This is a genomic window from Streptomyces sp. NPDC047061 (genome assembly GCF_040643955.1).
Classification (GTDB): Bacteria; Actinomycetota; Actinomycetes; order Streptomycetales; family Streptomycetaceae; genus Streptomyces.
The window spans coordinates 24,193-45,207 of sequence record NZ_JBEYVI010000035.1 but is presented as its reverse complement, the minus strand read 5'-3'; the positions used below and the strand labels follow the sequence as shown (position 1 = coordinate 45,207).

Annotated in this window: 21 protein-coding genes; 9 read left to right on the top strand and 12 right to left on the bottom strand. The window is 71.6% G+C overall.

Annotated elements, in window-relative coordinates; translation table 11 throughout:
• Positions 1 to 34: 34 nt before the first annotated feature.
• On the bottom strand, positions 35 to 451 hold the full coding sequence (locus tag ABZ887_RS37165; RefSeq protein WP_361299739.1) for an ester cyclase: 417 nt from the start codon (positions 449 to 451) through the stop codon (positions 35 to 37).
• A 126-nt stretch (positions 452 to 577) separates the two neighbouring features.
• Between ABZ887_RS37165 and ABZ887_RS37160 the strand changes: the two genes are divergently transcribed.
• Both ABZ887_RS37160 and ABZ887_RS37155 read left to right on the top strand, forming a co-directional pair.
• Entirely contained in the window at positions 578 to 1,231 is a 654-nt protein-coding gene (locus tag ABZ887_RS37160; protein WP_361299736.1) for a helix-turn-helix domain-containing protein, read from the top strand.
• 156 nt (positions 1,232 to 1,387) lie between these two features.
• On the top strand, positions 1,388 to 1,912 hold the full coding sequence (locus ABZ887_RS37155; protein ID WP_361299734.1) for a hypothetical protein: 525 nt from the start codon (positions 1,388 to 1,390) through the stop codon (positions 1,910 to 1,912).
• A 111-nt stretch (positions 1,913 to 2,023) separates the two neighbouring features.
• Here ABZ887_RS37155 and ABZ887_RS37150 read toward each other — a convergent pair whose 3' ends face one another.
• The 5 genes from ABZ887_RS37150 to leuA form a co-directional block, all read right to left on the bottom strand.
• Positions 2,024 to 3,043 (bottom strand): hypothetical protein, encoded by a 1,020-nt coding sequence (locus ABZ887_RS37150; protein WP_361299731.1) that lies wholly within the window; start codon positions 3,041 to 3,043, stop codon positions 2,024 to 2,026.
• The gene (locus ABZ887_RS37145) at positions 3,040 to 3,573 is read right to left on the bottom strand and encodes a SigE family RNA polymerase sigma factor (protein ID WP_361299728.1); all 534 of its coding nucleotides are present in this window, start codon (positions 3,571 to 3,573) and stop codon (positions 3,040 to 3,042) included. Before ABZ887_RS37145 ends, ABZ887_RS37150 begins: the two co-directional genes overlap by 4 nt.
• Positions 3,574 to 3,648: 75 nt before the next feature.
• Complete coding sequence (locus ABZ887_RS37140) at positions 3,649 to 4,824, bottom strand: sialidase family protein (RefSeq protein WP_361299965.1); 1,176 nt, start codon at positions 4,822 to 4,824, stop codon at positions 3,649 to 3,651.
• Between the two features lie 120 nt (positions 4,825 to 4,944).
• Positions 4,945 to 5,640, bottom strand: coding sequence for a TerB family tellurite resistance protein (locus tag ABZ887_RS37135; protein WP_361299725.1), 696 nt, complete (start codon positions 5,638 to 5,640; stop codon positions 4,945 to 4,947).
• A 185-nt stretch (positions 5,641 to 5,825) separates the two neighbouring features.
• Positions 5,826 to 7,547: a 2-isopropylmalate synthase gene (leuA, locus tag ABZ887_RS37130; RefSeq protein ID WP_361299722.1), complete on the bottom strand. Its 1,722-nt coding sequence runs from the start codon at positions 7,545 to 7,547 to the stop codon at positions 5,826 to 5,828.
• A gap of 320 nt (positions 7,548 to 7,867) precedes the next feature.
• On the opposite strand from leuA, the gene ABZ887_RS37125 reads away from it, so the two are divergent.
• From ABZ887_RS37125 to ABZ887_RS37110, 4 genes are all read left to right on the top strand, one after another.
• Entirely contained in the window at positions 7,868 to 8,977 is a 1,110-nt protein-coding gene (locus tag ABZ887_RS37125) for a M4 family metallopeptidase (RefSeq protein WP_361299719.1), read from the top strand.
• Positions 8,978 to 9,041: 64 nt separating this feature from the next.
• The gene (locus ABZ887_RS37120) at positions 9,042 to 9,308 is read left to right on the top strand and encodes a protealysin inhibitor emfourin (protein WP_361299716.1); all 267 of its coding nucleotides are present in this window, start codon (positions 9,042 to 9,044) and stop codon (positions 9,306 to 9,308) included.
• A 71-nt stretch (positions 9,309 to 9,379) separates the two neighbouring features.
• Complete coding sequence (locus ABZ887_RS37115) at positions 9,380 to 10,738, top strand: GH1 family beta-glucosidase (protein WP_361299713.1); 1,359 nt, start codon at positions 9,380 to 9,382, stop codon at positions 10,736 to 10,738.
• Positions 10,735 to 12,000 (top strand): MFS transporter, encoded by a 1,266-nt coding sequence (locus ABZ887_RS37110; protein WP_361299710.1) that lies wholly within the window; start codon positions 10,735 to 10,737, stop codon positions 11,998 to 12,000. Before ABZ887_RS37115 ends, ABZ887_RS37110 begins: the two co-directional genes overlap by 4 nt.
• 85 nt (positions 12,001 to 12,085) lie before the next feature.
• Here ABZ887_RS37110 and ABZ887_RS37105 read toward each other — a convergent pair whose 3' ends face one another.
• On the bottom strand, positions 12,086 to 12,943 hold the full coding sequence (locus tag ABZ887_RS37105; RefSeq protein ID WP_361299708.1) for an NAD(P)-dependent oxidoreductase: 858 nt from the start codon (positions 12,941 to 12,943) through the stop codon (positions 12,086 to 12,088).
• A 122-nt stretch (positions 12,944 to 13,065) separates the two neighbouring features.
• On the opposite strand from ABZ887_RS37105, the gene ABZ887_RS37100 reads away from it, so the two are divergent.
• Complete coding sequence (locus ABZ887_RS37100; protein WP_361299705.1) at positions 13,066 to 13,914, top strand: helix-turn-helix transcriptional regulator; 849 nt, start codon at positions 13,066 to 13,068, stop codon at positions 13,912 to 13,914.
• A 17-nt stretch (positions 13,915 to 13,931) separates the two neighbouring features.
• Here ABZ887_RS37100 and ABZ887_RS37095 read toward each other — a convergent pair whose 3' ends face one another.
• Entirely contained in the window at positions 13,932 to 14,438 is a 507-nt protein-coding gene (locus tag ABZ887_RS37095; protein ID WP_361299962.1) for a hypothetical protein, read from the bottom strand.
• Between the two features lie 216 nt (positions 14,439 to 14,654).
• Entirely contained in the window at positions 14,655 to 15,635 is a 981-nt protein-coding gene (gene era / locus ABZ887_RS37090) for a GTPase Era (protein ID WP_361299702.1), read from the bottom strand.
• Between the two features lie 143 nt (positions 15,636 to 15,778).
• Here era and ABZ887_RS37085 point away from each other — a divergent pair, with 143 nt between their 5' ends.
• Positions 15,779 to 17,089, top strand: coding sequence for an ammonium transporter (locus tag ABZ887_RS37085; protein ID WP_361299699.1), 1,311 nt, complete (start codon positions 15,779 to 15,781; stop codon positions 17,087 to 17,089).
• Positions 17,086 to 17,424 carry a P-II family nitrogen regulator gene (locus ABZ887_RS37080; protein WP_361299696.1) on the top strand — a complete coding sequence of 113 codons (339 nt, stop codon included), beginning with the start codon at positions 17,086 to 17,088 and terminating at the stop codon, positions 17,422 to 17,424. The genes ABZ887_RS37085 and ABZ887_RS37080 overlap by 4 nt, the downstream gene beginning before the upstream one ends.
• Here the strand turns inward: ABZ887_RS37080 and ABZ887_RS37075 are convergent.
• The 3 genes from ABZ887_RS37075 to ABZ887_RS37065 all read right to left on the bottom strand — a co-directional run bounded on the left by ABZ887_RS37075 (position 17,318) and on the right by ABZ887_RS37065 (position 20,488).
• Complete coding sequence (locus ABZ887_RS37075; RefSeq protein ID WP_361299693.1) at positions 17,318 to 18,382, bottom strand: DUF916 domain-containing protein; 1,065 nt, start codon at positions 18,380 to 18,382, stop codon at positions 17,318 to 17,320. The two genes, ABZ887_RS37080 and ABZ887_RS37075, sit on opposite strands and share 107 nt — an antisense overlap.
• Before the next feature lie 143 nt (positions 18,383 to 18,525).
• A complete protein-coding gene (locus tag ABZ887_RS37070; RefSeq protein WP_361299690.1) occupies positions 18,526 to 19,860 on the bottom strand; it encodes a beta-xylosidase in 1,335 nt (444 codons plus the stop codon).
• 154 nt (positions 19,861 to 20,014) lie between these two features.
• Positions 20,015 to 20,488 carry a hypothetical protein gene (locus ABZ887_RS37065; RefSeq protein WP_361299959.1) on the bottom strand — a complete coding sequence of 158 codons (474 nt, stop codon included), beginning with the start codon at positions 20,486 to 20,488 and terminating at the stop codon, positions 20,015 to 20,017.
• Positions 20,489 to 21,015 lie beyond the last annotated feature (527 nt).

The window sequence follows — 21,015 nt, the reverse complement described above, 5'->3', positions numbered from 1 at the left end:
CGGGCGGCGGCCGGCGCCGGAGTGCTGCGGGGTGCTACGCGGGAGCCGTCAGCTGGGCGGCCACCGCGGCGCCGTCCAGCCACACGTTCTCCCGGGAGATCCGGCCGTCGCGGAACTCGAAGACGTGCAGGATCCGGAAGGTGACCCGGCGTCCGCCGCCCGGGATGCCCAGCATGGAGCCGGGCACGGTCCCCGTCATCACGTGCTCCATGGTGACGGCGTCGTCGGAGTAGTAGGTGTGGGTCCGCTCCTCGCTCTCGGCGTGGAAGTCCTTGCACAGCTGCCGGTAGAAGTCGAGCGCCGCCGGGATGCCGTGCTTCGGGCCGTTCGGGTCGCCGACGACGTCGTGCTCGACGTCGTCGGTGTAGACGGCGACCGAACCCTCCGGATCACCGCGTTCCTCGGCGCTCATGTGCGCCTCGATCAGCGCTTCCATCTCGGCGGTTGTCATGGAGCCCATGGTCGGGAGCCCCCTCTCTCGTCACGCCGCGCACTCCTCGCGGAGCCCGCGGCCCCCGTAATGAGACAGTGCTACCGTAATGAGAGAAGTTTCTCACGACAAGAGGGGACTCTCATCATGGAGGGGCGTGCCGGGAGCGGGGAGGGCGCGGGGGGCGCGCAGGACGGCAGGCGCAACCAGAAGCTGCGCACCCGCCGGGCGCTCGTCGACGCGGCCGCCGAACTGCTCCGCGAGGGGCACGCCGTCACCATCGCGGACGTGGCCGAGGCCGCCCGGGTCTCGCCCGCCACCGCCTACCGCTACTTCTCCAGCCCCCAGGAGCTGATCCGGGAGACCCGCACCCTGCTGCGCAGCCCGGACGTCACCGCGGACCTGCCCGCCGATCCCGCCGGGCGCGTGGACGCGGTGGTCTCCCGGGTCGCCGACATGCAGCTGGCGAACGAGCCGGCGTGGCGGGCGATGCTCGGCGCGAGCCTGGAGCGTTGCTTCCGGCAGACCGACGGGCAGGAGGAGCACTTCCCGACCCGCAGCCGCAACCGCCTCGGCCTCTCCCGCACCGCCCTGGACCCCCTCACAGCGACCCTCCCGCCGGCCGTACTGCGCCGGCTGACCATGGCGCTCACCCTGGTCTACGGCGTGGAGGCCCTGGTCTCGACCCGCGACGTCTGCGAACTGGACCCCGAGGAGGCGAAGGACGTCATGCGCTGGGCGGCCGGGGCCCTGCTCGATGCGGCACTGCGGGAGGAGACGGCGACGGAGACGGAGGGCTAGGACCGGCCCGCCGGATCGGCCCACGGCGTATCGGCGGCAGCCGTCCGGCACACCTTCGGGTGATCACGGGTGGCGTCGCAGCGGCGTCCGCGCGGTCACGACCTAGCTTTCCTGGTGATCATCCGGGCAGCGGCGTCTCACGGAAGGACGACCACCATGGGCGGGTACGGGACGAGGGTTCTTCGCCTCTTCGACCTCATCGACACCAGCAGGAACGGTTACATCGACCGCGACGATCTGCCGCGCACCGCCGACGACGCGGCCGGTGCGGAGGTGCAGCGGGCTCGCATCGTGCAGGCGCTGATCACGGGAGTCATCAAGGCCGGCGACGCCAACATGGACACCCGGGTGACCAAGGACGAGATGTCCTCGTGCGTGGAGAGGACGATGGTCGGGAAGTCGGCCTCCGACCTCCCCGGCTACATCCGCGAGGTCACGGCCGGGGTCTTCGCGCTGATGGACGCCGACGGGAACGGCAAGGTCGGCAAGAGCGAGTTCGAGAAGTACCTGAAGGCCCGGAACGTCACCGACCCGAGCGCCGCGGGTGAGTTCGCGCGGCTCGACCGCGACGGCGACGGGTCCCTCACCCTGGAGGACCTCGGCCACGCGACCCACGGCTTCTTCACCGCCCCGGAGTACGACGTTCCGGAGCACTGGCTCTTCGCCGCCGTCTCCGGCTGACACCTGGGCCGCCGACCGCGGCCGCCGACCGCCGACCGCGCAACGGGCCCGAAGAGCCCCGCCCCCGGTGCCGGCCCGGGACAACGGGGCCGGCACCGGGCGGGCCGTCGGCTAGGGCAGCGTCTTCTCGTAGGACGCGTCGTGGTCGGAGTCGTAGACGAGCTTGCCCGCCGCGTCGTAACCCTTCAGGTGCGGGGCCGCGGTGACCTGCTTGTGCAGGGTGCCGGTGGCGACGAACCAGCCGTGGTCGAGGACCACCTCGCCCGCGTCGCCGCCGTAGGAGACCGTCATCGTGGCCACCGAGGCGCGGTAGCCGCCGATGATCCCCCAGCGGAACGGCAGTTTCCAGTTGCCCTTGTCGATGACCGACTGCTGGTACAGCTTGCCGCTGTTGATGTCCGGGACCACGGCCGTCCCCGCGTCGCCGAAGGGGTCGCCGCCGCTGGTGTTCAGGCCCTCGGCCTTGCCGTCCTTGACGGTGCAGATGAGCCGGACCGGCGTCGGCTTCTGACGGACCGCGACCACGAAGTAGCCGTCGCCGGGGGCGTTGGAGTCCCCGGTGCTCCGCATCGCCAGGATGATCCGGTAGTCGGCGGGCCTGCCCAGGTCGATGTAGGCGGGGTCCTTGGGCAGGCGGTGCGCCTTGTTGTAGTCGAGGCACTTGCCGAGTCCGTCGGCGGCCTGGTCGAAGGTGATCCCGTCCAGCAGCTGGTGCGCCGGGGACGCCGGGCGCGCCGGGGCGGTCGAGGTGGCCGACGGTGTCGACGGTGCCGGGGGCGACGCACTGGTCGGCGCGCTGGCCGACGCGCTGGCCGACGCGCTGGCCGACGCGCTGGCCGACAGGGTCGGTGCCGGGCGCCCGCTGGTCAGCACGGTGGGGCTGGGTCCGGCCGGACTCGTCGTGGTGCTGCCGCCGCCCAGCGCGTACGCGCCGACCGGTACCGCCGCCAGGGCCGCCAGCGCCGCCCCGCCCACGGCCAGGCGGCGCCGCCGCTCCAGCACGCCCCGGCGGCGGATCTCCGGGTACGGCACCGCCGACGGCCGGACCAGGGACGCGTCCCCCGCCAGCAGCGCCCGCACCCGGGCCTCGAACTCCGGCTCGGTCGCCCCGGCCTGCTTCTGACCGCTCACCTGCTGCCTCCCTGCGCGGGCGCCGCGTGGCTCATGGCCTGCGCGAGTCCCGGAACCGTACGCAACTTCGCCAGGCCCTTGGACGCCTGGCTCTTGACCGTGCCCGGGGAGCAGCCGAGCACCTCGGCGACCTCGCTCTCGGACAGGTCCTCCCAGTACCGCAGCACCACCACCGCGCGCTGCCTCGGCGGCAGCCGGGCCAGGGCCGCGAGCAGCGTGCCGCGCTCGTCGGCCCGGGACACCGCGTCGTCGTGCCCCGCGCGCTCCGGCGGGGCGGCGGTCAGCGACTCGGCGACCCGGCGTTTGCGGAACCGGTCGCTGTTGCAGCTGACCAGCATGCGGCGGACGTACGCCTCCGGATGGTCGGTCCGGGAGACGCGCCGCCAGGACCGGTAGGCCTTCGCCAGCGCGGTCTGCGTCAGGTCCTCCGCGTGGTGCGGGTCACCGGTGAGCAGATACGCGGTCCGCACCAGGTGCGACCACCGTGCTCTGACGAATTCCTGGAACTGGGCCTCTAGTTCGGCCTGCATCAGCCACCCCCTCGCCCTCCAGACCACCGGACCCCCGGATTCGGTTGCCCGGCGGGCCGGGGCGGCCCGGCCCGCTCAGGGGGCCGCGACGCGGCGGAACTCGATGGTGTCGTACGCGGTCTTCGTGCCCGTCTCGTACAGCACGCCCACCGTGCTCCGGTCCACCTGGACCAGGTCGGAGTAGGCGGCCTTCAAGGCGGACAGGGTGCGGAGCCTGCCGAAGGTGATGCCCTGGTCCGTGCTGGTCCACAGGGCCATGGCCTTGCGGGCCGTCGGGACCGAGGGGGCGGAGAAGAGCAACGGGGCCTCGGCGCCCTGCAGTTGGAGGACCGAGCCCTCGACCACGGGGACCCGGGCGAGGGTCGGCTGGACGGTGTAGGCGGCGTCCAGGGTCTCGCCGCCGTCGCTCGACCAGGCCTCCAGGCGGTTGCCGGGGCTGAGGCCGTTCTGGTCACGGGCGTTGAAGTAGAGGCGGCCGTCCGGGAGTTGCGCGGCGGTGGTCTCGTTGGCGTTGTCGTTGCCGGTGTAGGAGTCGTCGACGAAGCCGAGGCGCCAGGTGCGGCCGCCGTCGTCGCTGTAGATCGCGTGGCCGCCGTAGTACCTGGCCTCCTGGCCGGTGTCGCCGGAGCCGGCGCGCGGGGCGGCGGAGTGGTCGGCGGCGACGACCAGGCGGCCGCGGTGCGGTCCCCGGGTGAGCGCGACGGCGTGTCCGGGGCCGGTGGCGTACCAGCGCCAGCCGGAAGGTTTCACCTGGGCGGTGATCTCGCGCGGGCGGGTGAAGTGACGTCCGTCGTCGCGGCTGCGCTGCACGTACACCCGGCGGCTCTGCGCCTCGGTGACCTGGCCGCGCATGATCTGCGCCTCGCTCACCGAGCCGTCGTTGTAGGAGGTCACCAGGACGACCTCGCCGCTCTTCGGGTCCACCACGGGCGCCGGGTTGCCGCGGGTGTCCCCGTTGCCGTCGGCCACCACCTGGAGCGGGCTCCAGCTGCAGCCGCCGTCGGCGGAACGTCTCAGCACGACGTCGATGTCACCGCTGTCCCCGGCGGTGGCGTGCCGGCCCTCGGCGAAGGCGAGCAGGGTGCCGTGCGCGGTGCGGACGACGGCCGGGATGCGGTACTGGGCGTAGCCGCCCTCGCCGGAGACGTACGGCACGGAGGACTCGCAGCCGGCCGCCCACGCCCTGGGCTCGACCGTGAACGCCCCGAGCAGCAGGGCGGCGGCGACGGAGATCCGGCTCGCACGGGTCACAGGAGACACATGGCTCACTCTTCCATGGTCCCCCTCAACACCCCCATCGCACGCCCGCAACGGCCAAACGGGTCACACGGTTTGTCGTACCGTCAGATACGGCGGCCCGGAGACCGGCGCTCAGGACGGCAGACGCGCCGCCGCCAGCAGGCGGGTCACGTCGGTGGCGCAGATGGTGAGGGCCGCGCCGACCGTGCCGAGGACCTCGCGTTCGGCGTTGGTGTAGGGGCCGTCGGCAAGGGCGATGCGGGCGGCCTGGAGGAGCAGGGACTCGCGGCCCGCGGGGGCGAGGTGCGGGGCCAGCGGGTCGAGGGCCTCGTGCAGCTCTATCGCCAGGCTCGCGCGGTACGGCTGCTCGAAGACCCGTCCGGTGTCGGCGACGAGGGCCTCCACCAGCGCGCCCAGCTGCTCCTCCGTGGCCTCCTCGAAGCCGGCCGCGCGGACCGCGCCCGCCGCCGCCTCCAGGGACGCCCGGGAGCAGGTGCCGCCCGCGGCGAGGACGGCGAGGGCGACGGTGTGCACGGCGTCGCGGAGCATCGCCGAGAAGCGGGAGGTGGTGGGGTGGTCGAGGACGTCGGTGCCGTAGTGGTGGCGGCAGGCGGCGCACTCCACGACCGGCCCGGTGGTGCCGCGCGGCAGCACGGGCACGCCGAGCAGGGTGAAGCGGCGACGGCCGGTGAGCCGCTGGTAGTTGCGGTCGCCTCCGCAGCCCGGGCAGAAGAACTCGCCGTCGCCGACGGGTGTCCATGCGGTGCGGGTGCCCAGGATGCGGGCAGGCCTGGCGGTTCGGCCGTCTCGTCCCCGTACTGGCAGCACGTCGCACCTCCGTAACGCCGTGGCAACATCGCCACCGCTGGCGTGATGTTAGCCACATGGAGGAGCCGGAGTCAGTACCTCGTACGAGACCTGTCCGTGACCTGCACATCGAGTTGGCCGGGAAACAACCCGGCCCCGACCGCCGGGTGAGGCGGTCGGGGCCGTGAAGTCGCTGGTCAGAAGGTTCAGCGGGCGGCGCGGTTCACCGCGGAGACGACCGCCTTCAGCGACGCACGCGTCGTGTTCGCATCGATGCCGATACCCCACAGGACCTTGCCGTCGATCGCGCATTCGATGTAGGAGGCGGCCTGCGCGGAGGCACCCTCGCTCATCGTGTGCTCCTGGTAGTCCAGGAGACGTACGTCGATGCCCAGGCCCTGCAGCGCGTCGAAGAACGCGGAGATCGGGCCGTTGCCGGAGCCGGTCAGGACGGTGTCCTCGCCGTCGACGGTGGCCTCGACGGTGAGGGTGTCCACGCCGTCGGTGTCGGTGGTCGACTGCCCGGTGCGGACCTGGACCCGGCCCCAGGGGTTCTCCGGGTTCGGCAGGTACTCGTCCTGGAAGACCGACCAGATGGCGGCGCCGGTGACCTCGCCGCCCTCGGCGTCCGTCTTGGCCTGGATGATCTTCGAGAACTCGATCTGCATCCGGCGCGGCAGGTCCAGCTTGTGGTCGTTCTTCAGGACGTAGGCGATACCGCCCTTGCCGGACTGCGAGTTGACCCGGATGACCGCCTCGTAGGAGCGGCCGACGTCCTTCGGGTCGATGGGCAGGTACGGCACCGCCCACTCGATGTCGTCGACGGTGACGCCCTTCGCGGCCGCGTCGGCCTCCATGGCGTCGAAGCCCTTCTTGATGGCGTCCTGGTGGGAGCCGGAGAAGGACGTGTAGACCAGGTCGCCCACGTACGGGTGGCGCGGGTGGACCTCCATCTGGTTGCAGTACTCCCACGTGCGACGGATCTCGTCGATGTCGGAGAAGTCGATCTGCGGGTCGACGCCCTGGGAGAAGAGGTTCATGCCCAGGGTGACCAGGTCGACGTTGCCGGTGCGCTCGCCCTGCCCGAACAGGCAGCCCTCGACGCGGTCGGCGCCGGCCATCAGCGCCAGTTCGGCGGCGGCGACGGCGGTGCCGCGGTCGTTGTGCGGGTGGACGGAGATGACGACGTGCTCGCGGCGGGAGAGGTTGCGGCTCATCCACTCGAAGCGGTCCGCGTGCGTGGAGGGGGTCGAACGCTCCACCGTGGCGGGCAGGTTGAGGATGATCTCGCGGCCCGGACCCGGCTGGTAGACGTCCATCACCGCCTCGCAGACCTCCAGCGCGAAGTCCAGCTCGGTGTCGGTGAAGATCTCCGGCGAGTACTGGTAGCCGAACTCGGTCTCCGGGCCCAGCAGTTTCTCCGCGTACTCCATCACCAGGCGGGTGCCGTCGACGGCGATCTGCTTGATGTCGTCCTTGGAGCCGCGGAAGACGACCCGGCGGAACACCGGGGCGGTCGCGTTGTACAGGTGGACGGTGGCCCGCCGGGCGCCCTTCAGCGACTCCACGGTCCGCTCGATCAGGTCCTCGCGGGCCTGGGTCAGTACGGAGATGGTGACGTCGTCCGGGATCGCGCCCTCTTCCTCGATGATCGAGCGCACGAAGTCGAAGTCGGTCTGGCCGGAGGCCGGGAAGCCGACCTCGATCTCCTTGTAGCCCATCTTGACCAGCTGGTCGAACATCCGGCGCTTGCGCTCGGGCGACATCGGGTCGATCAGGGACTGGTTGCCGTCGCGCAGGTCGGTGGAGAGCCAGCGGGGAGCGACGGTGATCCGGTTGTCCGGCCAGGTGCGGTCCGGGATGTCGACCTGCTCGTAGCGGCCGTACTTGTGGATCGGCATGGTGCTGGGCTGCTGGCGGTTCGCCATGATTGCGGGGCTCCTAGTGGGTGTCCGGAAGGACGGCCGACGACGCAACGCGAAGCTCCGCGGGGAGGGAGTCGACCTGGACTACAGGCCCTCGCCGCGGCAGCTAAGAAGAAGCAGCCCGAAACGCATGATGCTCCGCATGCTAGCCGAGCCCCTTCGGACGCGGGGCGCCGTATCAGTATGCGGGACCGCTGGAACAAACAGGACAAAAAGTGCGCCATACCACTCTCCCTTACAGAGAGTGGCCAATTGTCACGGTATTTCACCAATCATGGTTGCGGGTAGTGACAGTCGAGTGACTCAGTGCGAGGGTGCGGTGTATGACGACCAACGGGGGCTCTGAGCCCGTCATCGACCGCACGTCCGCCTTCTGCACGCACACGCCCGTCTTCTGCACGATCGTGCCGCCGCACATCCTCGACCACCTCGCCGCCCACGAGGACCAGGCGCTCGCCGACTCCGCGCTGCGCACCCTGCAGCACGACTCCGCGGCCCGCATCCGCCGCCGGATCACCGCGGTCCGCACCACGGCCGTCGCCGTCGCCGCCCCGGCAGCCCCCGACACGGCTCCGCACCGCACGATCTACGACGCCGAGCACGGCACCGCCCTGCCCGGCACCGAGGTCCGCGCGGAGGGCTCCGAGCCCGGCCAGGACGCCACCGTCAACCGCGCCTACGCCGGTCTCGGCGCCACCTTCGAGCTGTACCTGAAGGCGTACGAGCGCAACTCCATCGACGGCGACGGGCTGCCGCTGAACGCGACCGTCCACTACGACGTCAACTACGACAACGCCTTCTGGAACGGCGACCAGATGGTGTTCGGCGACGGCGACGGCGAGATCTTCGTCGACTTCACCACCTCCGTCGACGTCATCGGCCACGAACTCACGCACGGCGTCACCCAGTACACCGCCAACTTGGAGTACTACGGCCAGTCCGGCGCCCTCAACGAGTCGGTCTCCGACGTCTTCGGCTCGCTCATCAAGCAGTACTCCCTCGGCCAGACCGCGGACCAGGCCGACTGGCTGATCGGCGAGGGCCTGCTCGCCCCGGGCGTGAACGGGGTGGCGCTGCGCTCGATGAAGGCCCCGGGCACGGCGTACGACGACCCGCGCCTCGGCAAGGACCCGCAGCCGGCGACCATGCAGCACTACGTGAAGACCAGCCGGGACAACGGCGGCGTGCACATCAACTCCGGCATCCCCAACCACGCCTTCTACCTGCTCGCCACCGCCCTCGGCGGCAACGCCTGGGAGCGGGCCGGGCAGATCTGGTACGACGTCCTCACCGGCGGCGAACTGCAGTCGGACGCCACGTTCGTCGACTTCGCGAAGCTCACGGTCGCCGCGGCCAAGACCCGCTACCAGACGGGCGAGGAGAGCGAGGCGGCCCTCAAGGCCTGGGCCCAGGTGGGGGTACAGGCCTCCTGACCGTGCGGAGCCACGGGCAGGGGCGGGGATGCGCACCGCCCGGTTCCGTACTACACAGGGACCCATGCGTATTCAGGTGAGGCGCACGGGCGGGTTCGCGGGCATCGAGCGCCGGGCCGAGGTGGACACCTCGGGCCGGTCCGACGCCGCCGAGTGGCAGGCCCTGGCCGAGCGCGCGCTCGCGGCCGGCCGGGGCTCCCCGCCGCCCGGGGTGCCGGACGGGTTCGCGTACGAGATCACGGTGGACGGCCGGACGGTGTACGCGGCCGACCCGCGGCTGTCCGAGGACCAACGCGAACTGATCTCGCGGGTGTTGAAGGAAGGGGCGTGACCGGGTCCCGTAACGGGTAGTTCACGCCCGGGCGTTGACTTACGTTACCGGTGGTAAGGATGATCCCGGCCATGGCGACAGACTCGGTCCATCCGATCCCCGGCTTCCCCCGCTTCCCGGACGGCTTCCTCTGGGGCGTCTCGACCTCGGCGCATCAGATCGAGGGCGCGGCCGACCTGCGCGAGCCGTCCGTGTGGGACGTGTTCGAGGCGGAGCCGGGCCGGATCAAGGACGGCTCGACGGCGGCGGTGGCCTGCGACCACTACCACCGCCACGCCGAGGACGTGGTCCTGCTCGCCGGCCTGGGCGTGGACGCGTACCGCTTCTCGATCTCCTGGCCGCGGGTGCGCTCGGCGGGCGGCCTGGACTTCTACGACCGCCTGGTGGACGAGCTGTGCGCGGCCGGCATCCGCCCGGTCCCGACCCTCTTCCACTGGGACCTGCCGACGGCCCTTCAAGCTGTGTCCAATAGCGGCTCCGCCGCGGGGGGCGGCTGGCTGGACCGCGACACGGCGTCGCACTTCGCCGACTACGTCTCGACGGTCGCGGACCGGCTCGGCGACCGCGTGAAGAAGTGGATCACCCTGAACGAGCCCGCCGAACAGACCCTGTTCGGCTACGCCCTGGGCGCCCACGCCCCCGGCAAGCAGCTGATGTTCGACGCGCTCCCGGTCGCCCACCACCAGCTCCTCGCGCACGGCCTGGCGGTACGGGCGCTGCGCGCGGCCGGCGCCGCCGACATCGGCATCGCCAACTCCCACGGCCCGACCTGGCCGGCCTCGCAGGAACCGGCCGACCTGGAGGCGGCGGCCTTCTACGACCTCCTCCTCAACCGCCTGTTCGCCGAACCGCTCCTGCTCGGCGAGTACCCGGACGGCATGGGCGACCTGATGCCCGGCGACGTCGCCGCCGACCTGAAGGTGATCGCCGAACCCCTCGACTGGTACGGGATCAACTACTACGCGCCCACCAAGGTCGGCGCCCCGCAGGGCACCGAGATCGAGTTCGGCGGGCTCACCCTCCCCGCCGAACTCCCCTTCTCCGTCCAGGACATCGAGGACGTCCCGGTGACGGACTTCGGCTGGCCGGTCGTCCCCGAGGGCCTCACGGAACTCCTCACCACCTTCCGCGACCGCTACAGCGACCGCCTCCCGCCGGTCGTCATCACCGAGAACGGCTGCTCCTACCAGGGCGTCGACGACCAGGACCGGATCGCCTACCTGGACGGCCACATCCGGGCACTGCACAAGGCGGTCGAGGCCGGCGTGGACGTGCGCGGCTACTTCGTCTGGTCGCTCCTCGACAACTTCGAGTGGGCCGAGGGGTACGAGCGCCGCTTCGGCCTGGTCCACGTCGACTACGCGACGCAGGCGCGGACGCCGAAGTCGTCGTACGCCTGGTACCGGGACGTCCTGCGGGCGCAGAGATGACGACGACCCGGGAGCCGGCCGAGCCGGCCGCCGCCCTGGCGGAGCCGGTCGAGCGGGTCGGCCGGGGCTGGACGTCGGCGCTCTCGCTCGCCAACGGGGCTATCTGGGTGGGCTGGTACGGCCCCCTGCAGATCCTCCTCGCCTCCCAGGCCAAGGACTTCGCGCCCGGCTCCGGGATGTCGAAGGAGACGATGCTGGCCTGGGTGACCGGCGTCGGCGCGGTGGTGTCGCTGGCCGCGAACCCGGTCTTCGGCGCGCTCTCGGACCGGACGACGTCCCGCTGGGGCCGCCGTACGCCGTGGATCGTCGCCGGTACGGCGGGCGGCGCGCTGTCCCTGCTGCTGCTCGCGGGCGCCGGCGGCATGTGGACGATGATGCTGGGCTGGGGCCTGGTCCAGCTCACCCTCAACGCGGCCTTCGCGGCGGTCACGGCGGCGGTGCCGGACCGGGTGCCGAGACTGCAGCGGGGCTCGGTCGGCGGCTGGCTGGGGGCCGCTCAGATCCTCGGCGTGGTCGGCGGCACCGGCCTGGCGACGGCCGCCGGGGGCATCGGGGCGGGCTATGTGGCGTGCGCGGTGTTCACGGCGCTGGGGGTCCTGCCGTACGTACTCCGCCACCCGGACCTGCGGCTGGCGCCGGCGGACCGGCCGCCCTGGTCCTGGCGCGCCTTCCTGGCCGGTTTCTGGCTGAGCCCGCGCCGCTACCCCGACCTGGGCTGGGCCTGGCTGACCCGCTTCCTGATCAACCTCAGCAACTCCCTGGTCCTCCTGTACCTGCTCTACTACCTCCGCGACCGCCTGCACTACTCCGACCCCGACCAGGGCGTGCTGATCCTGACCGCCGTCAACGGACTGACGCTGATGGCGACCGTCGTGGTCGGCGGGGTCTGGTCGGACCGGGTGGGCCGCCGCAAGCCGTTCGTGATCTGGTCCGGAATGCTGATGGCGGTGGCCACGGCCCTGCTGTCGGTCTGGCAGACCTGGCCGGGAGCGCTCGTGGCCTCCGCCGTGCTGGGCATCGGCTTCGGGGTGTTCACCTCCGTGGACTTCGCGCTGATGACCGACGTCCTGCCGAAGGCGGTCGACCGCGGCAAGGACCTCGGCGTCATCAACGTCGCCAACGCCCTCCCCCAGGTCGCGGCCCCCGCCCTCGCCGCCCCGATCGTCACCTACCTCGGCGGCTACCGCGTCCTGTACCTGGTGGCGGCGGTGATCGGGCTGGCGGGGGCGTGGCTGGTGAGACGGATCAGAGGGGTCGAATAGCGCCCCAAAGGGGCGCGGGGAACTGCGCGACCAGCCACGACGGCGCCGCAGCCGACCGACGCTCCGGCGGACACTCGGCCCGGCCCTACAGCGCTCCGGCGTCCCAGGCCGTCCAGGCGCTCGGGTAGATCGGCCGGAAACCGAGATCCCGGCGGATCTTCCGGTTCGACATGATCCCGTGCCAGGGGTCGCGGTCGCCACGGTCGGGCAGGTCCTCGGGCGGCTCGGCGCCGGCCAGCCGGTACAGCTCCACGGTCGTGACGGGCGCGTCGTCGGCGATGTTGTAGACCGGACCGTTCACCGCGGGGGCGTACAACAGCCGCATCAGCCCCTGTCCGACATCCGCGTGGTGAGCCATCTGGAGCCGCTGCGCGGGGGCCCAGCGCGCGGCCCAGGGCATCGCGTTCGCGATGTGCGGGTCCCCTTCGCCGTAGACGAACGGCAGCCGCCCGATCCGCACCTCCATGCCGCCCGCCAGGGCGAGCAGCTCCCGCTCGGCGGCCGCCTTGGACTCGGGGTACGCGCCCCACATCTCGCCGCCGGGCCGGCTCTCGTCGTCCTCGGTGAGCGGGCGGCCGCGCCCGGATCCGTACACGTTCCCGGTGCTGACCTGCACGAACCGTCGTACACCGGCGCTCAGTGCGGCTCGCCCCAGCGCCACGGCCGCGTCCCGGTTGACGGCCCGGGCCTCCTCGTCCGGCACCCCCCGGAAGGCGGCGGCGACGTTCACGACGGCGTCCGCCCCGGCGACGGCCTTGCCGAGCGCCTCCTCGTCCCGCAGGTCGCCGACGACGACCTCGGCGCCCAGCGCGGCGAACGGCTCCCCACTGGCCGCGTCCCGCACGAGGACCCGTACCCGTTCACCCCCTTGCGCCTGCTGGACGAGCCGCGGCACGAACCGCCGCCCGACCTGCCCGGTCGCCCCGGTGACAAGAGTGATCATGACCTTCTCCTTCGCTCTGGTCCCCTCACCCTCGCCCCGGTCCCCCGCCGCCGGGAGAGACCTCCCGATCAGGGGAGCGGCACTCCCTGGATAAGCCGGACGCCCCGGGCCACCCTGGAGAGGTGAACCGCCCCGAGCTCGCCGACTTCCTGCGCCACGCCCGCACCCGCCTGGACCCCTCCGACGTGGGCCTGCCGGCCGGCGCCCGGCGCCGCACCCCCGGGCTGCGGCGCGAGGAGGTGGCCTCCCTGGCCGGCATGTCCGCCGACTACTACACGCGCCTCGAACAGTCCCGGGGCCCGCGCCCGTCCCGCCAGATGCTGACGGCACTGGCCCGCGCGCTGCGCCTCACGCAGGACGAACGGGACCACCTGTTCCACCTGACCGGCGAGGAGCCCCCGCGCCGGGAGGCGACCAGCACCCATGTCGGTCCGGGGCTGCTGCTGGTCCTGGACCGGCTGCACGACACCCCGGCGCTGGTGACGACCGACTGCGGTGAGGTCCTGGCCCAGAACGCCCTCTCACGGGCGCTGAGCGGCGACGTGCTGGCCCGCCCGCCGCGCGAACGCAACCTGCTCCGCCGCTACTTCCTCGACCCGTCGACCCACGGTGTCTTCCCGCCGGAGGACCGCCCGGCGCGGGCCCGTGAACACGTGGCCAACCTGCGGGCGGTGGCCGCCGCCCGCCCCGCCGACCCGGTCCCGGCCGCCCTCGTCGCCGAACTCCTCGCGGGCAGCGAGGAGTTCGCGCGCCTGTGGTCCGAACACGAGGTGGCGGTGCGCCGCGCGACGACGAAGCGCTTCCTCCATCCGGCCGTCGGCCTCCTGGAACTGGACTGCGAGGTCCTCATCAACACCGACACCCACCAGCACCTCGTCATCCACACGGCCCGCCCGGGCACGGAGTCCTACGAACGGCTTCAGCTGCTGCGGGTGGTGGGGCTGCAGGACCTGAGCGCGAGCTGCTCCTGAGCGTCCGGCCGTGCGGGTCACCAGGTGTGGGCCACGTCCACCACGAGATGGTTGGCCGTCTGGAAGACCCGGAACGGCAGCCGGGCGCGGACGCCGAGGCCCGCCTGGGTGTAGCCCTCGGAGCCGCCCGTGACCTTGAACTCCCGGAAGGTCCGGTACCCGGTGACGTCGACGGACGGCAGCGCCGGGTAGGGCTGTCCGGTCACCGGGTCGTAGCGCGGGGCGAACAGCGAGATCTCCAGAATGGCGCCGCCCTTGATCGGGACGACGACGTCGGACGGGTCCTGGTGCAGGACGTCGACGTAGTGGACGTAGTAGCCGACCGGGTCGGCCGAGGTGCCCTGGGCGTCGAAGACCAGGCGGTCGTAGCACTCGTGCTGTCCGGTGCGCACGTCGGTCAGCCGCCTGGAGGCGGCGGCGTCAGCGGTCTTGTCGAGGCTGCCCCAGGTCACGGCACAGTCCACGGCCGTCGGCGCGGCCACCGCCGGCACCGTGCCGGCCAGCAGTCCGCCGCCGGCCAGCATCATCGCGGCCACTGCAGTACCTATGCGTCGTATGCGTCGCATGACTACCCCCCGGTAGTTCGCGTAGGTGTGTGCCTGTTCAGACCGGCGGCCTCACGGAAGGTTGTACGCAGGGGAGCAGTCCATCGCGGCGCAGGGGTCCATCGGGACGCAGGGGTCCCTCCCGGCCCCGCCCGCCCGGCGGCACCGTGATTCCCCGCAGAACCCGCAGAGGCCTCAGAACCCCAGCCGCCGCAGCTGCTTCGGGTCCCGCTGCCAGTCCTTCGCCACCTTGACGTGCAAATCCAGGAACACGGGCGTGCCCAGCAGCGCCTCGATCTGCTTGCGGCTCTTGATGCCGACCTCCTTCAGGCGCTTGCCCTTGGGGCCGATGATGATGCCCTTCTGGCTGGGGCGCTCGATGAAGAGGTTTGCGTGGATGTCCAGGAGGGGCTTGTCGGCGGGGCGGTCCTCGCGGGGGAGCATCTCCTCGACGACGACGGCGATGGAGTGCGGCAGCTCGTCGCGGACGCCCTCCAGGGCCGCCTCGCGGATCAGCTCGGCGATCATGACCTGCTCGGGCTCGTCGGTGAGGTCGCCCTCGGGGTAGAGCGCCGGACCCTCGGGGAGGAGCGGGACGAGGAGGTCGGCCAGCAGGCTCACCTGCTTGTCGCCGACCGCCGAGACCGGCACGATCTCGGCCCACTCGAAGCCCAGCTCCTTGCCGAGCTGGTCGATGGCGATCAGCTGCTCGGCGAGGGTCTTGGAGTCGACGAGGTCGGTCTTGGTGACGATCGCGACCTTCGGGGTCTTGCGGATCCCGGCCAGCTCCTTGGCGATGAAGCGGTCACCCGGACCGATCTTCTCGTTCGCCGGGAGGCAGAAGCCGATCACGTCGACCTCGGCCCACGTCGTGCGGACGACGTCGTTGAGCCGCTCGCCGAGCAGCGTGCGCGGCTTGTGGAGGCCCGGGGTGTCGACCAGGATCAGCTGGGCGTCGTCCCGGTGCACGATGCCGCGGACCGTGTGCCGCGTCGTCTGCGGCTGGTTCGCGGTGATCGCCACCTTCTGCCCGACCAGAGCGTTCGTGAGGGTGGACTTGCCCGCGTTGGGGCGGCCCACGAAACAGGCGAAGCCCGCCCGGTGGACGGCCTTCGACGATTCCGACGACGATTCCGACGGCTCGGTTGACTGGCTGCGAACGCTCATGCCCCCCATTCTCCCTGATCCACGAGGCCCGGCCGCACCGTGAGTTTTCGGTAACCCCAACGCAACGAAACGTCACGGAAACACAGCTGTACGCAACCGGAAACGGAGACCGGTGACCCTCTGACGAGCCCCGACCGACGTTGGAGACGCCCGTGTTCCTCTCCGCCGCGCACGCAGACACCGGCGACACCGCCTGGCTGCTCGCCGCGACCGCCCTGGTCCTGCTGATGACCCCGGGGCTGGCCCTGTTCTACGGCGGCATGGTCCGCACGAAGAGCGTCCTCAACATGCTGATGATGAGCTTCGTGTCGATCGCCCTGGTCACGGTGGTGTGGCTGGCGGGCGGATACACCCTTGCCTTCGGGGACGACCTCGGGGCCGGGCTCCTCGGCGACCTCGCCCACGCGGGCATGCGCGGCCTCGGCCCGGACAGCGTCCAGGGCACCGTCCCGACCCTCCTCTTCGCCACCTTCCAGCTCACCTTCGCGATCATCACGGCCGCGCTGATCAGCGGCGCGATCGCGGACCGGGCGAAATTCGGGGCCTGGCTGGTGTTCGTCCCCGTCTGGGCGCTGCTCGTATACGTTCCGGTCGCGCACTGGGTATGGGGCCCCGGTGGCTGGATCGCACACCACCTCGGCGCCCTCGACTTCGCCGGCGGCCTGCCCGTCGAGATCACCTCCGGCGCCTCCGGTCTCGCCCTGTGCCTGGTCCTCGGCCCGCGGCTCGGCTTCAAGAAGGACGCCATGCGGCCGCACAACCTGCCGATGGTGATCCTGGGCGCCGGTCTGCTCTGGTTCGGCTGGTTCGGCTTCAACGCGGGCAGCGCGCTCGGCGCGAACGGCCTCGCGGCCGCCGTCTTCCTCAACACCCTGGCCGCCGGCTGCACCGGCCTGCTCGGCTGGCTCTTCGTCGAGCAGAAGCGCGACGGCCACCCCACCACCCTGGGCGCGGCCTCCGGCGCGGTCGCCGGCCTGGTCGCCATCACCCCCTCCTGCGGCTCGGTCTCCCTGCTCGGCGCGCTCGTCGTCGGCCTCGCCGCGGGCGTGGTCTGCTCGTACGCCGTGAGCTGGAAGTTCAGGCTGGACTACGACGACTCGCTCGACGTCGTCGGCGTTCACCTGGTCGGCGGCATCATCGGCACCCTTCTGATCGGCCTGTTCGCCGAGAAGGCCATGACCGGCTCCGCCGAGGGCCTCTTCTACGGCGGCGGGCTCGCCCAGCTCGGCAGGCAGGCGGTGGCGGTCGTCGCCGTCGCGGCGTACGCGTTCGCGGTGACGTACGGCATCGGCAAGGTGCTCGACAAGGCGATGGGCTTCCGGGCCGCCGAGGACCAGGAGCACACCGGCCTGGACCTTACGGTGCACGCCGAGACCGCTTACGATCACGGGGTCCTGGGCCACGGCGCCCCGGTCACCCACTCCGTCGTCCCCACCGCCCAGAAGGTCGATTCCCAGGCATGAAGCTCATCACCGCGATCGTCAAGCCCTACCGCCTGGACGCCGTGAAGACCGCGCTCCAGGAGCTCGGCGTGCACGGCCTGACCGTGACCGAGGCCAGCGGCTACGGCAGGCAGCACGGCCACACCGAGGTCTACCGGGGCGCCGAGTACCGCGTCGACCTGGTCCCCAAGGTCCGGATCGAGGTCGTCGTCGTGGACGCCGACGCCGAGCCCGTGATCGAGGCGGTCGTCAAGGCCGCGCAGACGGGGAAGATCGGGGACGGGAAGGTGTGGGCGGTGCCGGTGGAGACGGTCGTACGGGTGCGGACGGGCGAGCGCGGCCCCGACGCCCTCTGAACCACCCGGCGAACGGCCGCCGGCCCCTGCGGCGCGTCCGGGCGAACAGCGCACCGGCCACCGCCCCGGCGACGAAGACCACCGCCAGCACCAGCCACGGCAGCGCGAGGAACGACACGCTCGCCGACTCCTCGGTGCCGGCCGCGCTGGCCGTCAACGTCACGCTCCCCCAGTCGAACTGGGGTGCGTCCCGCCAGTGCGCGGTGAGCTTGACCCGCTCCCCCGGCAGCAGCTCGGAGGGGACCCCGGTGAGGTCGCGGCTGAGCAGCGTACGGCCGAACAGGCCCCGCGCCCGCAGCCGCACCTTCGGATCCAGGGTGACGTTCCCGGTGTTGTGCAGGGTGTAGGAGATCGTCGCCGTGCTGGCGCCGAGGCCGGGCACGAGCGGCTGGTGATGGCTGATGTGCACGTTCTCCACGGCGACGGCCGGGAGCGTCGGCCCGCTCACCCGCAGATAGACGCGGGCGCCGACCGCCCGCTGCACACCGAGCGCGAGTGACCCGGCCCCCGGATCGACCTTCTCGTCCAGCGCGACGATCGCCCCCGGATGGTCACCGGGCTCGGCGCCCTTCGGCACCCGCAGCGTGAACGGGACGGTGACCGTCCTGTGCGGCGGGACGGTGACCCGCGCCTTCCCGATCCTCGCCCAGGCCCCCACCCCCCGCATCTTCTCCTTCACCGTCCGGACGGCGAAGCCGCCGTCCCGCGCGGTGTTGTAGGCGTCGGCGGCGTACAGCCGGAAGGTGAGCGGCTTGCCGGTCTTGTTGGCGACGGCCACCTTGTCGGTGATCGTCTGCCCGGGGTCGAGGGAGAGGTAGAAGTACGGCCGCGCCGCGATCTTCGAGGCGACCGGATAGACGGACCAGCTGCCGTTGTCGGCGGCGCGCGCGGGACCCGCCGTGCACAGGACGCCGAGGATCAGGCTCAGGAGGAGGACATACGGCTTGGCGCGACGCATGGGTGCGGACCCCCGGTCGGAAGCGGGTCGGTGACGACCGGGTCTCTCACTGTTCGAAAGCCCGGTCGCCACAAGGGAGTTGACAGATGAAGCAGATGAAGCAGTTGAAACAGTTGGAGCGGTTGGAACGGTCGGCAGTCGGCTCAGGTGAGCGTCAGGGTCAGGACCCCGGAGTACGACCCCGGAGGCGTGAACGCCGGTACGTCCAGGGAGAGTCCGGCGTCGACCGTGAACTCACCGCCGGTGAGGGTGGCGTCCGGGGTCGACGCGAGGGTCGCTCCGGAACTGCCGACGGTGCCCGCGGAACCGGCCGCACAGGTGCTGGGGCTGCCCGACTTGGTCGCACAGCTCGGGGTCCAGCTCAGCTTCCCGGCGTCGATCTTGGCGCCGGGACCGGTGAAGTCGGTGACCTTGCCGGTGAGCGACCAGCCGGCCGGCCCGCCACGGAAGTCCTTGACGGTGACGGTCTGCAGGCTGCCCGTGGACGCCCCGCCCTGACCGAAGTCGACCGCCGACAGCGCGACGGAGTCCCCGGCCTGGGACATGGACAGGGTCCCGGCCTTGACGGTGGTCGTCAGCTTCTGACTCCCGTCGGGAACCGGCGTGGTGTCGTTGACGACGTAGGCGGCAGGCCCCGCCCCCGCGTCGCTGCTCCACGCACTCCCCTCGTAGGCCACGATCCCGGTCGTCGTCTTGTCGTTGACGGTGATCGGGGCACTGAAGGAACCGTCGGAGCCCGCGGTGGCCGTCGCCGTGTCGGCGGTCTGGGTGTCCCCGGACCGTCCGGCGAGGGTCACGGTCGCCCCCGGAGTGAAGTTCTGCCCGCTGACGGTCACGCTGTCACCGGGATTCCCGGAGGCTGAACTCAGGCTGATGGCACGGTTGTTGACCGGAGTGGTCGAGGTCGCCGTGACGGTCTCCGACACCGGTGCGGGCGGGTTGGTGACCGTGCAGGGGGTGTCCAGCTCCAGGATGTAGCTGGTGTGGATGTTGTAGTCGCTGGGCGAGAGCGTGATGGCGCCCGGCGAGGTGACGGTGAACGTCCCGGTCATGGAGAACGACGGGAAGACCCCGTACCCGGGCACCGGATCGTTCTTCTTCGGCCCGGTGACCGTCACGTCCCCCGTCTGCGCCCCGCCCAGCGTCACCTTCCCGGTCGGCGTCATGATGTCGGCCGGCAGGGCGAGGGCGGTGGGGTTGTTGGCGGCGGGCGTGACCACGGTGTAGGTCACGGTGACCGTGTCGCCGACCTTGGGGCTGGTGTTGTCCACCGAGATGTTGGCGGTGGTGGTGCCGTCGATCGGCGGCAGGCCCGCGATGGCCGGCGGGATGCAGTGCGTGGCGAAGTCGACGTTCGTCCCGACGGCACCGGCCGGGCAGGCCAGCGCGCCGCCCGCCGTGACCGCGAGCGCGGTCGCCCCGAACAGTGAGATCCAGCGCCACCGTCGGGATCTTCGTGATCTTGGGGGTGAACCCATGGAAGCCCCCTCCTGAGGGTTGCGGGCGCAGCGGCTCCTCTGCGCCGACAGGGGGCCATTGATGTGGAGGCCGCGTGAGAAGTCAATGGAGATGCCGCAGAAACCTGACGGTTCATCAGCTTCTGCGGCATCCGGAACGAACCCGTCCCGCGGCTCAGAACACGAACGGGCCGGGGGACTGGGCGGCGCTGGACGTACAGGTGACGGTGATGCCGAAGATGACCATCTTCAGCGAGCCGCCGTAGAAGTCGAGGCTGTCGCCGGAGGCCACGGTGCCGGGGAGGGGGCCGACGGTGACCGCGGAGCCGGCGGACATGGCCGGGTTCACGGTGCCGCTGAAGACGACGTTGCTGCCGGCCGAGTTGGCCATGGTCAGCGTGGAGGCGATGGAGTTCGCCGACAGGGCGAGCGGGGTGGTGATCGCGCTGGAGGTGAGCGTGAGGGTGGCGGAGGTGCCGCTCTGGGTGGCGGTGAGGGTGGCCGTGCCGCCGCCGAAGATGCCGCAGCTGGCGGTGACGGTGGCGGTGGTCGGGGTGACGGCGGCGGCCGTGGGCGCAAAGGCCAGCGCCGTTGCGGCGAGGGCCCCCGCCGCGAGTGCCGCACCGGTGGCTATTCGTTTCATGGGGATCGGGCTCCCTTCCCGTTGCGTGGGAATGCCATGTGGGGATGGCGACCCCGGTCCGGGTGGGTGCGGACACACCGCGGGGCCGAATCTGACGGTCCGTCGGAACTTACGGTCCCATTGATACGCGAGCGACTCAGACCTACAAGGTTGAAATTTGGCCGAGTGTGGGGAGGGGGGGGGCGGCGGTGCGTCTACGACTGCGGGCGCGTGGGTGCTGGTCGCGCAGTTCCCCGCGCCCCTTTGGGGCGCTTGCACTGGTCCCACCTGAAGGGGCGCGGGGAACTGCGCGAGCAACCACGACGCACCCACACCCGCCCACAGGACCCCAGCCACCCCCAGTCAACCCGCCCCGCCCCTCCCCCGACTGAGTCAACCGTCCGATGCGCAGCAGGGGTCATCGTCTTCCGATGAGGCGGACCCTCGCGACGGATGATTCGAAGGTGTTGCTGCGTCCGGCCACGTCCCGGGCTGTGGTGGGCTCGGTCAACCGTGTCGGGATCGCCGTCGGAGCGGGCGTGGCGGGCATGGCC